Annotated in this window: 11 protein-coding genes, 1 tRNA gene and 1 pseudogene; 8 read left to right on the forward strand and 5 right to left on the reverse strand. The window is 52.5% G+C overall.

Annotated features, from left to right (window positions below):
- From KOR42_RS27570 to KOR42_RS24850, 6 genes and pseudogenes are all read left to right on the forward strand, one after another.
- A pseudogene (locus tag KOR42_RS27570) lies at positions 1 to 225 on the forward strand (hypothetical protein); the annotation flags it as partial.
- Positions 226 to 288: 63 nt separating this feature from the next.
- Entirely contained in the window at positions 289 to 1,137 is an 849-nt protein-coding gene (locus KOR42_RS24835; RefSeq protein WP_146512506.1) for a hypothetical protein, read from the forward strand.
- Positions 1,138 to 1,266: 129 nt separating this feature from the next.
- Positions 1,267 to 1,710 (forward strand): hypothetical protein, encoded by a 444-nt coding sequence (locus KOR42_RS24840; protein WP_146512507.1) that lies wholly within the window; start codon positions 1,267 to 1,269, stop codon positions 1,708 to 1,710.
- A 137-nt stretch (positions 1,711 to 1,847) separates the two neighbouring features.
- A complete protein-coding gene (locus tag KOR42_RS27130) occupies positions 1,848 to 1,997 on the forward strand; it encodes a hypothetical protein (RefSeq protein WP_197441564.1) in 150 nt (49 codons plus the stop codon).
- A 149-nt stretch (positions 1,998 to 2,146) separates the two neighbouring features.
- Entirely contained in the window at positions 2,147 to 3,661 is a 1,515-nt protein-coding gene (locus KOR42_RS24845; protein WP_146512508.1) for a hypothetical protein, read from the forward strand.
- A gap of 127 nt (positions 3,662 to 3,788) precedes the next feature.
- A complete protein-coding gene (locus KOR42_RS24850; RefSeq protein ID WP_146512509.1) occupies positions 3,789 to 4,880 on the forward strand; it encodes a motility associated factor glycosyltransferase family protein in 1,092 nt (363 codons plus the stop codon).
- Positions 4,881 to 4,945: 65 nt separating this feature from the next.
- Here the strand turns inward: KOR42_RS24850 and KOR42_RS24855 are convergent, their stop codons facing one another.
- The gene (locus KOR42_RS24855; protein WP_146512510.1) at positions 4,946 to 6,880 is read right to left on the reverse strand and encodes an ATP-dependent helicase; all 1,935 of its coding nucleotides are present in this window, start codon (positions 6,878 to 6,880) and stop codon (positions 4,946 to 4,948) included.
- Between the two features lie 492 nt (positions 6,881 to 7,372).
- On the opposite strand from KOR42_RS24855, the gene KOR42_RS24860 reads away from it, so the two are divergent.
- Positions 7,373 to 7,457, forward strand: a tRNA-Ser gene (locus tag KOR42_RS24860).
- Positions 7,458 to 7,463: 6 nt separating this feature from the next.
- Here KOR42_RS24860 and KOR42_RS24865 read toward each other — a convergent pair.
- The 4 genes from KOR42_RS24865 to KOR42_RS24880 all read right to left on the reverse strand — a co-directional run bounded on the left by KOR42_RS24865 (position 7,464) and on the right by KOR42_RS24880 (position 11,116).
- Positions 7,464 to 8,123 carry a hypothetical protein gene (locus tag KOR42_RS24865; protein WP_146512511.1) on the reverse strand — a complete coding sequence of 220 codons (660 nt, stop codon included), beginning with the start codon at positions 8,121 to 8,123 and terminating at the stop codon, positions 7,464 to 7,466.
- Between the two features lie 3 nt (positions 8,124 to 8,126).
- Positions 8,127 to 8,627 (reverse strand): hypothetical protein, encoded by a 501-nt coding sequence (locus tag KOR42_RS24870; protein WP_146512512.1) that lies wholly within the window; start codon positions 8,625 to 8,627, stop codon positions 8,127 to 8,129.
- A gap of 147 nt (positions 8,628 to 8,774) precedes the next feature.
- The gene (locus KOR42_RS24875; protein WP_146512513.1) at positions 8,775 to 10,172 is read right to left on the reverse strand and encodes an RHS repeat-associated core domain-containing protein; all 1,398 of its coding nucleotides are present in this window, start codon (positions 10,170 to 10,172) and stop codon (positions 8,775 to 8,777) included.
- Between the two features lie 449 nt (positions 10,173 to 10,621).
- Positions 10,622 to 11,116: a hypothetical protein gene (locus KOR42_RS24880; RefSeq protein ID WP_146512514.1), complete on the reverse strand. Its 495-nt coding sequence runs from the start codon at positions 11,114 to 11,116 to the stop codon at positions 10,622 to 10,624.
- Positions 11,117 to 11,329: 213 nt separating this feature from the next.
- Here KOR42_RS24880 and KOR42_RS24885 point away from each other — a divergent pair, with 213 nt between their 5' ends.
- Positions 11,330 to 11,761 carry a superoxide dismutase [Ni] gene (locus KOR42_RS24885; RefSeq protein WP_146512515.1) on the forward strand — a complete coding sequence of 144 codons (432 nt, stop codon included), beginning with the start codon at positions 11,330 to 11,332 and terminating at the stop codon, positions 11,759 to 11,761.
- Positions 11,762 to 12,398: the final 637 nt, after the last annotated feature.

The following is a 12,398-nucleotide window of genomic DNA, read 5'->3' on the forward strand; positions in this document are numbered from 1 at the left end:
CAAAGACGAAATAACCTGTACCGACACTCCCGGCCGAGACGCTCACATCCCTCCACCGGGTTCCTTATCAACAACAGCGCTCCGTTTTTCGCCCGTCGAGCGCTACGTTTTCTAACCGATGTCTACAATCGGGAAACGTTGACGATGTCGGAAGGAGAGCAGGCGAATCTCATCTCGTTCAATGGTCGTGCATTTGCGACCTCTCCCGTGATTGAACGAATCTGATCGCTGGCAAGAATTTTCGCACAGCCAAGTGTCTGTTTGACCTCCGTTACGTGAAGAGAAGTCATGTTATTTAGTGAATCGTTGACTGTTCGAATTCTCGGCGACAGTTCTGAACTGCAACGGGAACTGGAACAAGTTCTCCGGAGTTTGGACGAACTTCAGGAGCGTCTGACGGAATCGGGAAACGCTGCAGGCAACCTTTCGCAGTCGTTTTCGCGCCTCTCGAGTGCTGTCAGCCCGCTCAAGCAGATCGGCAGTCTGCTTGGGGAAGTGCGACAACAGCTCCGAACGATCGGACAAACTCCAGTCACCCTGAACGTCTCTCCTGCACTTCAGGCCTTGCAACAACTATCGCTGGCCGCCATGCAGGCTGCGACGCAAATTCAGTTGATTCCGACGATTCCGGTGGGAGGAGGACCAGGGGCGGTTCAACCGCAGACGCCTTCAGTGCTTCCTCCCGGGCAGCAACTTGGCCCACGGCAACGATACTCGCACGGAGGACTTGTGGTTGGGCCCTCAGGAACTGATCGCGTTCCTACTCAACTCAGTTCGGGAGAGTTTGTTCTGCGGAGGGAAATTGTCGCGAATCTCGGAGTTGGGTTCCTGGAGCGTTTGAATTCTTCCCGGAATCTGAATCGGTCTCGTCAGAGGTTTGAGAGTCCGTTCCAAACGACGTCTGAGGCTCAGTCTCTCCTGACGACTCCTTCCCGAGTGCTCTCACCGGAGTTTCCAATGGCTCCAAAGTCGGCGCCGAGCGTGGGGCAAACTTCGAGTTTCGAACAGCGTCCTAGTCAATCTGTTGCGAACCACTTCGGTGGAATCACGATTCAAGTGCGAGATCGAATGGACACCGAACGCCTGATGACATCGCTACGAGGCCAGGGGCTCGAACAGCAGAATCGAAGAGGCTGAGCTAATTCTATAATTTCTCTTCGCTCGATTATGGTTCCCAAGGACTTGTTTGGACGGGCTCACATCGTTGACGTCCAAGACGAAACACGTTGTCGGTGAACTCTCGCGTCGCTACAGGAGGTTTGTGTCATGTTCACGTTTTATCCGGCGGTTCATCGTTCTGGAACCCTGACTGAGTTGCCGCGACCTGTGGTCAATTTTCGTGTCCTTGACTCCTGGGACTACCAGAAGTTGAAAGTACCGTTGCAAGATGGGGAGCATGTGCAGGGGCACTCTCGAGATGGAACGATGATCAACATTGAGGGGCAAATCGGGATGCATTCGGGGCAGCCGCGATTGTCTGAATCGGACATGCTGGCCAGTCTCGACGAAACTCGAAATGTTCTCGACGTGAATGCGGAGTCGGGATCCTTCCGGTTTATTCTGTTTCGGAATCAATCTAACGGGACTTACCGCTACTTCGAAGAGTGCTGTGCGACTCGATTCGAATTCGACCTGTCGAATCATTCTCTGTACACATATTCGGTTTCGATTTACGCCGCGAATCCGCTTCTTCACGAGAGCCTACTGTAACGCACTTCCGGCGACATCCGACGATGTCGATCTCTCCCCTTCGGCAACGCTGGTTGACACCAAAGCCGCAGCCGCGAAAGAGTTCCTGACGTGATTCGCAAAAGCGGCCTGGAACGTTTCGACTTCCGAATCATTCAATGAAGAAAGCGCAGGACATGGAATTTGAACGGAGAGTTCTGCATCACGGACCGACTCCGGACGGTACTCCGGTGTTGCTTTCCTGGAACGCAATCGATGACTGCTGGTTCCATCTTCATCGCCAGGGGGGGGCGGAAGCGGAAGTCTGACACTCGCAGGAGAATTTGAACACCGGACTCAGGTTGATATTGGTGACTGGATCAGCTTCGAGGGGACGGCAGGGGACCGCTGGTATCTGGGACGCGTCGAGGAACGCACGGCTTCGACCACGGGGCAAGTTCGTCTCCGATTGGAAGGGATGTCTATTGAATTGAATGAGATCTTTCCCGGTGGCTTCGGAGCGTCTGCCGATGGTCAGGCACCACATCGATATGCACGCACGGATCAGTTTACGCATGACCCGGATCGCAGCATCGAGACATTCGATTCGATCGCGGATGTTTCGGAGATGCTGAACATTCTGCTGGACGAATATCTGTCGGCGAGTTCGCATATTGTCGTTGATCCATCGAAAATTGAATCCCCGGTTTTGTCAGCGCCTGTTGAATCGATCAAGTTTCGCGGGGAAGAATCGGTACGGAGTATTTTGAAAGACCTTGCTGTTCGAGCCCAATCGGCATCATGGGGTGTGGATGAGACAGGAACGTTCTTATTCTTTCAGAAACGACTTGAGTCGCTCGCGACATTCGAGATCGGGAAGAATCTGACTTCGCTGCGTGAACAGCGCGATCGTGAGTTGCTTTTCAACCGCCTTCTGTTGACAGGCGACTATGTCTACGACCGGCGAGAACGCTCTGACATGATCGCTCGACGTTCGTTTCGCTGGCGAGGAAATTTTCTGGAACCGGTGAGCCAGAGCCAGTATGGAGATCGCCGTCTGAGAGTCTGGATCCCCTGGATTCGCTCCCAACGTGACGCCGTCGCATTCGCACGGGAGTTCTTCCGAACGTATTCGCAGCCACTCAATCAATACTTCATCGAAACAATTCCCCAGAATTCGCTTCCAAGACCCTGGCTGGGCCGCTTCACTCTCTGTGACCAGACAGGGCAGGAGCTGTTGACGGCACATGCAGAAACCGTTCGCGTGCAATTTGACCATGCACCCACCCTTCGAATCAAACTCGGACCGATTGATCCGAGAGAACTCTGGCCGGAACCTCCTCACGATGAGCGTTGGGAGATCCCGGAAAACGTCCCTTCGGTGGGGGGAGATGTCAGTCTTCCGACCTCGTTGTCTTCGGACGGAGGGCCGGGTGGAGGAGGCGGCGGTGGGGGTGGTGGAAGTTCCGAATCAACAACAGGATCTGTTTCAGGCTCGATCGGTTCAGAGGTGAACAGTTCTGGGGAGAGTCTCACTGGGACTGCGACCAACCCATCGCTCTCGGGTTCACACTCCTCTGAGCTTTCGGGAAGTTCTTCTGGAACCATTGGTTGGACCGGTTCTGATTCCGCTTCAACATCTGGATCAGGCTCAAGTGCTATTTCCAGCGGAGGTTCCGAGTCGCAGTCTTCGCACTCAATGTTTGACAGTTCGACACAATTTGATTCTTCGTCGCCGTCGGATTCCAGTGGATCGGGATCGACATTCTCTGGGATTTCATCAAGCGGCGAGAATTCCGTATCTCAGTTGAGTTCAAGACTCACCCAAAGCTCAAATCTTTCAAATGGCTCGGCCCTTTCGCAGGGTTCAGATCTTTCGCAGGGTTCAGATCTTTCACAGGGTTCAGATCTTTCACAGGGGGCTACTCCTTCTCAAAGTTCGAATTCGCAATTGAGTTCCAACCTTGCTCAGAGTTCACATTCGATGTCTTGAATCGCAAACGCGTTCATCCACTGAAGCGTGAAACGCTTTGTCCGCATGCGGAATGGTGTCCGGTCTTATTCGGAACTGTGTCGAACTTTGACGAACGTCGAACCTTTCATTCGGAGATATCTGCGACATGTTTTACCGCCTGACAACGGATGGACGAAAACAGAGTGTCGATCTTCGCTCGCTTTATGCCGGTCCAACCAGTGGAACCTGTTGGGGGGTGGGAGGTGGACCTTCGTTGCGTCAGGAGGCCATTGAACAGATTAATGTCTCGCCAGCTCCGGTCTTCTCCATGAATCTCGCTGGAAGTGGACTGATTCGACCGGACTTCTGGACAAGTTATGATCCGACGGCGCGATTCCATCGTTCCATCTATCTCGATGCGTCGATCCTGAAGTTTGTCCATCGGACCCGGGCAATGGACTTGATTCCCGAAACGACATTCAAAGTCTGCGATGCCCCGGCAACATTGTTCTTCGAGCGAAGTCGAGAACCTGGATTCGCCGAGTTTCCGACTACAACGTCGACGGCTGAGGGTGCTGTCGCTGACTGGCAGGATTCCCTCATTCAACTGATCGACATCGCTTACCAACTCGGCTTTCGGAAACTGTTTCTCGTCGGCTGCGAAATGTTGATCGCTCCGTACGCCGCACTTCTTGAACTTGGCGGCAGATACGATGTCGCCTATCGCGAAAAGGAACTCTTAGGTGACTTTGTTAAGCGCTGCCAGGAGGCCGGGGCGACAGAATCGGAACTCAACGATTCTCCAGTCAAGGATCAGTATCACTTCGACGAAGTGAAACCGCTTCAGGCGGCGATTCAAACTGACTTCCACTATTTTCGCGTGGCACAATACCTTCGACTCTCACGTCGAAACATGTCGCTTGCCGGGCTCGAACTGGTGAGCGTCACTCCCGGAAGTCGACTGAACGACAGCTTTCCAACGACCACTGTCGAAGCCGCCGTCACCCACATCCGTTCGAACGTTGGAAATCCCGCCGCTGAGCAAACGCGCGGTCGATACACCGAAGAATGCTCGAGGACACCTCTCGACGTTGGTCCAATGCGTGACTTTCGCCCACATTTCTGGAAGTCCGATGCGAAGGAAGACGGTGCAGTCGGTGACAATGACCAGAAGATCAGGCAAGATGCTGGAGGGCGACTACAACATGCATTGCAGGAGATTCCCGAGGTCATTGTTGACTTGAATGAACACGCCTGAAATGGGTGTCCATCGGAAGCTCATCATCTTCGGCGCTTGACGATTCACACGCGCCATCTCGGTTCTTACTCGCTCTTGGCGCGCATTTCGAAAAGAAAGCGTGAGGGCAATGATGGCCGCGGCTTTCCCCACTTCCGTCGACTGGCAGCTCGAGTTAGCGTCAATGTCTCCTGAGCTCGAGTCACTCCTACATAAGCGAGTCTGCGTTCCTCCGCAATCTCCGCTTCGGTTCCGTCAATCGTTCTTTTATGTGGAAGAAGTCCTTCTTCCATCCCCACCATATACACTCGTGGAAATTCCAGTCCCTTCGCGCTGTGCAGGGTCATGAGTTTAACGGCATCGGCGTTCGCCATCGCTTCCTTGTCCGGTTCTTCATCACGCCGCTCAAGAGCGATGCTGTCGAGGTAATCCTCCAGCGATGCGGATGACGACCGGGAGACGTACTCGGCGATCGAGTTAATATATTCTTCGAGAACAGCCTTACGAGTCACCTGCTGCTGTTCATCTTTATATTGACGTTCGATTTCAGATTCGTAGCGAATCTCATTCATGAGCTTTTGAGTGAGAGTGTCTAACTCTCTGGGCGAATTCTGAAAAGCCACTCGCCACGATTTAAACTGGGAATGAAGCCTGTTCACAGCATCTCCCGTCTTGATCGGGATTTCTCCCTCGTTGACGCACTGAGTCGCTGCGTCCCAAATCGGAACGCCCTGGCGAACTGCTCGGCTCATCATCTTTTCGAGTGACCCTGTCCCGATTCCTCTGGCGGGTGTATTAATAATTCTCAGCAGCGACTGTTCGTCATCTTCGCGGGCAATTACTTTTAGATAACTGAGAAGATCACGGATCTCTTTCCGATCATAAAATGACTGGCTTCCCATTAATACATAGGGAATCTGACGTCGGCGAAGTTCGGATTCGAAAATCCGCGGCTGTTCGTTTGTTCGAAAGAGAATCGCGAAGTCTTTCAGCGGAATCCGGCGACTCTCGTGCAGATGGCGAATCTCGTGGACGACACGTTCCGCTTCGGATTGTTCATCCGGCAGGTCGAGAAAACGCACCTCCTCGCGGGCAGTTTTATTCGCTCGCAGAACCTTTTGATGTCGTTCTCGATTGTGTTTGACGAGGCGATTCGCGAGATCAAGAATGCGATCTGTGCAGCGGTAATTTTCTTCGAGGCGAATCACCTTCGCCCCTTCGAAGTATTGGGAGAATCCAAGGATGTGTTTGAGTTCCGCACCTCGCCATCCGTAAATCGATTGATCATCGTCGCCGACAACGAGCAAGTTGTTGTGATTTCGGACGAGGGCCTCCACGATTCGAAACTGAATTCCGTTCGTGTCTTGATATTCATCGATCTGAACGTGCGAGAAACGTTTCTGGTGCTTGTCGAGAATCTCCGGATGAGATTGAAACAATTTGACGGTCAATAACAGCAGGTCATCAAAGTCGACGGACCCCTGAGCTTTCAAATTCTGCTGATAGCGGCGATAGGCAAGGCTGCCCAGATATTCCTGATCATCCTCGACGACTTCTCCTGCCCGCTCCGGAGAAATCCCGTTGGTCTTCCAGCGACTGATGATCGACAACAGATCTCCCGGTCGCAATGACTTCTCAGTGACTCGAATATTGCGAAGGACTTTGCGAGCCATCGACTCCTGATCTCCTCGATCGAGGATTGAAAACTTGGCTGGATACCCGAGTGCCTCAATGTCCGAACGCAGGATGTCGACGCACAGCGAGTGGAACGTCGAGATCCACGGCCGCTCTTTGCTTTTCCCCAGCAACGGCTTCGTTCGCTGGAGCATCTCCTTCGCAGCTTTGTTCGTGAACGTCACGGACAGAATTTTCTCGGGAGCGACACCGGATCGAATCAACTGTGCGATCCGATAGGTAATCACGCGCGTCTTGCCCGTTCCGGCCCCAGCCAGAACTAGAACCGGCCCCTTGAGCGTCTTGACAGCTTCGAGTTGTGAGGGATTGAGGTGCGAAAGGTCCATCTTTTGTGTCTGTCACCCTATGTGTCGGCAATTGCAGAGCAGTGAGAATTCGTTCCGCACCGCTGGTCGTTCCAGACTTTCACGCTTCTCCGCCGTTCGAATGTCAGGACGAGAGCAAAGCGTCAATCAAGATTGAGGTGGAACGGTGAAATCGAGAGTGTCGCGATTCAATTCGTGCGTTTTCAGGAAGCGGCACAAGCTAGCAAATCGCCGGAACAGGCTCCATCGGATCGGGTCACCAATTCGCAGATTTCGTGGTAGTTCGGCCCGAAGATGCGAAGGCGAAATGACTTTCGGAAATCGAGCCCCATCAAGAATCCTTCGCAAGCTCGACGAGTTTGGGAGTATCCACGAATTTCAAGTTGCACCGGAAATATTTCACGCGATCGCTTTCTTTTGACCCAAAAATTGGCAGCGACTCTTCAATTCCAGACTGATGGCGGGGATCAGATGTTTGACACGATCCAGCACGAGCGATATGTTCGTGGCCCCGGAGAGGTGACAGAGTGGCCGATTGTGCTGGTCTCGAAAACCAGTGTCCTGCAAGGGACCGGGGGTTCGAATCCCCCCCTCTCCGCTTTGCTCACTTCTTGCCACAGCTTTGAACTTTCTTCGGAAGCGTGGCCATTCGCGTCGGTCGTCCAATTTGGCTAAGGAAAGCAGACCGATGATTGACACTTCGAGTACGGTTTTCGTTGGCGTCGTACGCGGGAGTGGCCCAGCTGGGACCTGCCGTTTCCGCGATGTCGGTAATTTCATTCACCGTGTTGTTGGTCCGTTGTTGATTGAAGCTCCACCCTCCATTCCCGTACAGATCCTGCCTGAACTGCGACCAGTTCCCGGTTTCATCGAGTTCCCAGCACTGGCCGAACTTGTAGGTTGACATGGCGGTGTTCGTCCCGTTGAGCAGTCCTCGTTCCATCTCCTTGAGACGATTCAGTCCATCGTAGGTATACAGATAATCGTACTCCTTGCTCGCGGCGTGGGCCAGCACATTCTTCCGGTAAAGGCGGTTCCCAACCCGGTCATAGCCGTACTCGTAGCGATCCAGATCGACCGAGTTGGCGGTGTCATACCAGCGGCAGTCCTTCACACGGCCGAATCGATCCAGACCCGTGTAGATGTCACCGGTGTCTGGATCTGTACTGCCGGTCAGCGACGCCAACGTGAACTTGAACTGACGCTGCGGACGATTCGATTCGACGATCGATCCGAGTCCCAGATACTCCTCTGTCGTCAACACCGATTATGGTTCCGTAACAGGTTTGAGCCGGCTGCTTTCGTTGTTGTAATAGAGACTATCGTAATTGAGTTCTGAGGTCGATTTCTCTTTGGAATTCACCGGTGCTAATTGAAACTTGATTGTTGCAAGCCAGTCTGGATGGTTCGGTAGGACGTCTCCATTGCATAGCCCAACTTTCTCTTGACAGGGCTCAAAACCTGCGGGGCGCACCGTGATAAAAGTCCAGATACATCGATCACCTATTCCACCCGAACCAATATTTCGGATTGTCTCAGGAATGATGAAGCGACCGTTCGGCAAAGTCTCAATCGAGAGGAACGTCGCGTATTCGTTATCTACAACGATGTCGGACAAGGTGATCTCAATGGGATTTCCCTGTAAGTCGACGACAGTACATTCTGTTCGTGGAATAACTCGCCTTTCGAACGTGCGGGAGCAGAACCATTCCACGGACACTCCCGCAGCAAACACAATCCCGAAAAGGAACATTCGTCGCCATTTCATATGCCAGTCTCCGTAAGATTTCATTTGACACAGGCACGCAACTAAGGTCAGTCACGGTGCGTGTCTCGACTTGGAGAACGTGAGATTGTTTCCCGCAATCGGACACTTGTACTCCAACATCTAACGAGCATCGAGAAGCCCTTCAAGCTATTCAAAAACACGTGGGCTTCGGGGAATGGGTAGACGCGATGGGTCAGCACCAACTGGAATCACTTGAGTTCTTGGCGTGTACGACTGTCCCCAACTGGAGTAACCCTCCGGGATGTTTCGGCTTTGCTCGACTGGTGGCTGGGTGTGAAAACCTCCAAGTGTTCTTTTGCATCTTTCCAGGTCTTCTCCAGTAAAAACTCCTTCGTGATACCACTCAACAATCATCGCCTGCTGCTCCATGTTGAAGGTGTGTAGTGGCTTTCCGAGATCGTCAAAATTGAATTCGTACGACTTACCGTAGTCCCAGTCGTTTTTGGCCCAAAGGACCGGACCATCGACAAAATTCCAGTTCCCTTGTTGCGACTGCATCACATGCGTCATTTCGTGTAAGAAATGTCCCTGCGACTGTACCCCACTCTTTGAGAAGTCGTCACGATAGCCTTCCTGCGTAAACCATGGAGTGTATCTTGGAGTCATTGAGTTTTTCTTAACCCATGGAAGGAAGGGCTTTTTACCAACCTGAAGTCCATCAGTATTTAAATTACCGCCAAACATGTCGTCGAGCATTTTCCTTTCTCCGATTGTCAAGTCTCGAGTCGAAGATGGCCGCTCTCTGTTTCTAGCAGGGAATGTCCCCATGCTTCCCACAACTTCGCCATTGCGATACCGAGGTACGCAGGCAGTTGTACGACCGAATGGTCCTTGATACTCATTTGGCCGTGGTGTAGGGCGACTGCCGTTGGGAGATCCCTGGAGAAACATTTCAGGGTGAAATCCTTCTAGCCCAGCTGGGTCAACACTGATCGTGGGTATGCTGTTGGCGTATTCGTACAGGCTGGTTCCCCCTTCGTATCCGATGGGGTCTCTGCTCAGCCATGTGCCGAGGTCGGTGTGGTACAAGCGGTTGCGGACCAGGTACAGTTCGGTCGTAGTGTCTCTTTTGTAGCTGCCGAACAGGTGCTGCCAGTTGTGCACCGACCCGCCGACCGGGTTGAACGAGGAGTTCAGGAACGTGATCTCGCCGTACGGGTTGTACGTGTACCGTTCCTTGTAGCCCGACGACTGCTTGTACAGCATCGTCGTGTTCCAGTTCGCATCCTGCGTCGCGTACAGTCGTTCTTCCAGCGTCGTCCCGTTGTTGTTGTAGTCGCGATCACGCAGCACACATTCGTCGATGTATCGATTTCCCCACACATGTTGCTCTTTGGCGGGCAGCAGCCCGGGAGTCGTCGATCCGTCAGCGACACGTTCTTCGATGCACTGCCAGTCTTCGGTGTAGAAGTAGAAGCGTTTCTCGCTGAGTGTGCCGCTGGTGTAGGTCTTGCGAATCGTGCGACGGTTCAGTCCGTCGTATTCATTCTCCTGCACCGTCGTGGCACCGTCCTGAAGCTTCACCAGACGGTTCCAGGCGTCGTAGGTGGCCGAGTAGGTCCCCGTCGGATCGTCCGACTACGGGAGCGTTGTCATGTTGTGGTCTCCACCGGAGACCAATAGCGTTTCGCAATCCATGAGAGATCTCAAAACTCCAACAACGATGCGGTAGGTTGCCCTGAGGTATACCTTCAGCATCCAACAAGTCGCGAACTTGTTCCCGTGTGAGCATCGTGGGTCGCTTCAAAAGCAATTCAGCTCGACGACGTTGCGTTCAAACCGCAATGGCAACTTCGCTACTTCGAACAGCTCGATTGCCCCGAGTGAATCGCTCATCGACAAATTTTATCGCATTCTCAATTCACGTTCCAGAGATGTTTTTAACAAGGCATTTGCTCGTCCATTCTGAGTGGATCAGGTGATCGTTTTCCGGAACACATTCAGTTCAGTGTGTCCTGTTGAGTCTCGGAATTCTATTTGACTGCAATGTATGTGGACAGGGCAATCAGGCCGATCCATATGGAGAAGATCACTGCGCCTTTCAGGCCCATGCCAGCTATCGCGAACAGGAATCGTCGTCTGTTGAGCAATTCGCTTTGCATCCAATCAGCGATTAAGAGTGTAAAGGTTCCATACCACATGATCAGAGCGGGTTGGAAAGACATGATTTGAGTATGGACGGCTCTCGATTTCGCATCCATTCCGATGATGTTATGAACGACGACAAAGAGGCTCACATATACATACAATTCGAACAGACGAAACAAGAGTCGGAGAGGCGTGTTCGAGTTCTTCTTGGGTTTGAGGAACGGCAACGGAATATAAACCTTGTCTAGCGTCTGTGAATGACGTCGAAATTGATTGGAGTTGCGAGACACTGACAGCGATGTCGGATTGCGGATCTGCGGTCCGTATGTTTCTAAATTCAACGACTGCGTTGACGACTGTGATGGTCGGTCGTCGGTCAATTTTGGTTCAGCAGTGTTGAAGGTGGATTCGTCTGTCCTTCTTCGAAAGGGGATTCGTCGTCTTTGTCAATCATATTCTGAGATGGCCTGAATTGAGAATCTTCACAGACATTTCTCAAAGCTGCAATCGAAATCGAATACCTTGCCGGACAGGGGCTTTTGCCCTTAGACTCCGGAGGTCTATTTCATTCTCACTTTCAATGAGGAGAAACCGTGAAGCATTTTCTGTTTTTGTCGATCGTGCTGTTCAGCAGCCGAGTCTACGCTCACTGTGAAGTTCCCTGTGGAATCTATGCCGATCAACGGCGATTCGAAGAGATGCTGGAAGATCAGCAGACGATTGCGAAAGCGATCACCAACATCAACGAGCTTTCTTCAAAAACCGATCCGCTGTCGAAGAATCAGCTGGTTCGCTGGGTTGTCACTAAGGAGAGTCACGCTACAAACGTTCAGCACATCATTGCGCAGTACTTTTTGACACAACGGATCAAGCCAACTTCGCATGACTACGCGGACAAGCTGAAGACCGCCCACGCTGTCATGGTCGCTGCGATGAAGTGCAAGCAAACCGTCGACGCCGAGTCAGCGACAGCGCTCGAAAAGGCGATCAAAGACTTCCACGAAGCTTACGAGCACGAGCACTAAACCGCAGCGAATGCTTGTTCTGCTCGCGAGAAGATCTCAAGTGTGAAACAAAGAGGTCGCCGAGCAAAGTTGCCAAGACATGCATCGAAGCAATTGGGCATGTCGAAATGGGGAGCTGGAGACAGGTTGCTGGGGCGAACTCGGCATCTGATCATGAGAATGCTGACAGGCAATCTGCCTCCAGGATCGCCCCCGATTCATAAATCGGGATCGTGTCGAGTTATCAAACGCGGTCGATTTCGATCACAATTTCTTCACATGCTGCCAGGTTAGTTCTTAACTCTGCGGTGGCGAGCGGGCTGTTCTTTCAAGGTCTCGCATTTTCTTCCAGGTCTGACGCACGCGGCGTCACAGGATGCCTCGCTGCTTGGGGACTCTTTCCCGGCTCTGAACAGGCTCAAAGACGAGCTTCGTGCAGCGATGGTCTGGCTCGACCTATTTGCTCCCTTTTATCGGGTGGGAAATAGTACTTTGCGGGTCGACATCCCGATCAAGCAGAAGGCTGTGTGCGTAAGCGCCGTTTGGAGTGCATGTTGACTTGGGTTGTATTCTTTGGGGTTTCTGGTTTTGGAATTCCTGGGGGATGGTGTCTTGTCGCGTGTGGGTTATTCTCGAGTGCAGTGGGTCGAGTGGATTG

It is taken from the genome of Thalassoglobus neptunius (assembly GCF_007859735.1).
GTDB classification, from domain to species: Bacteria; Planctomycetota; Planctomycetia; order Planctomycetales; family Planctomycetaceae; genus Thalassoglobus; species Thalassoglobus neptunius.

Coding starts and splice junctions, on each gene's coding strand:
- KOR42_RS24835 (WP_146512506.1), top strand. CDS start 289: ATGTTATTTAGTGAATCGTTGACTGTTCGAATTCTCGGCGACAGTTCT.
- KOR42_RS24840 (WP_146512507.1), top strand. CDS start 1,267: ATGTTCACGTTTTATCCGGCGGTTCATCGTTCTGGAACCCTGACTGAG.
- KOR42_RS27130 (WP_197441564.1), top strand. CDS start 1,848: ATGAAGAAAGCGCAGGACATGGAATTTGAACGGAGAGTTCTGCATCAC.
- KOR42_RS24845 (WP_146512508.1), top strand. CDS start 2,147: ATGTCTATTGAATTGAATGAGATCTTTCCCGGTGGCTTCGGAGCGTCT.
- KOR42_RS24850 (WP_146512509.1), top strand. CDS start 3,789: ATGTTTTACCGCCTGACAACGGATGGACGAAAACAGAGTGTCGATCTT.
- KOR42_RS24855 (WP_146512510.1), bottom strand. CDS start 6,880: ATGGACCTTTCGCACCTCAATCCCTCACAACTCGAAGCTGTCAAGACG.
- KOR42_RS24870 (WP_146512512.1), bottom strand. CDS start 8,627: ATGAAATGGCGACGAATGTTCCTTTTCGGGATTGTGTTTGCTGCGGGA.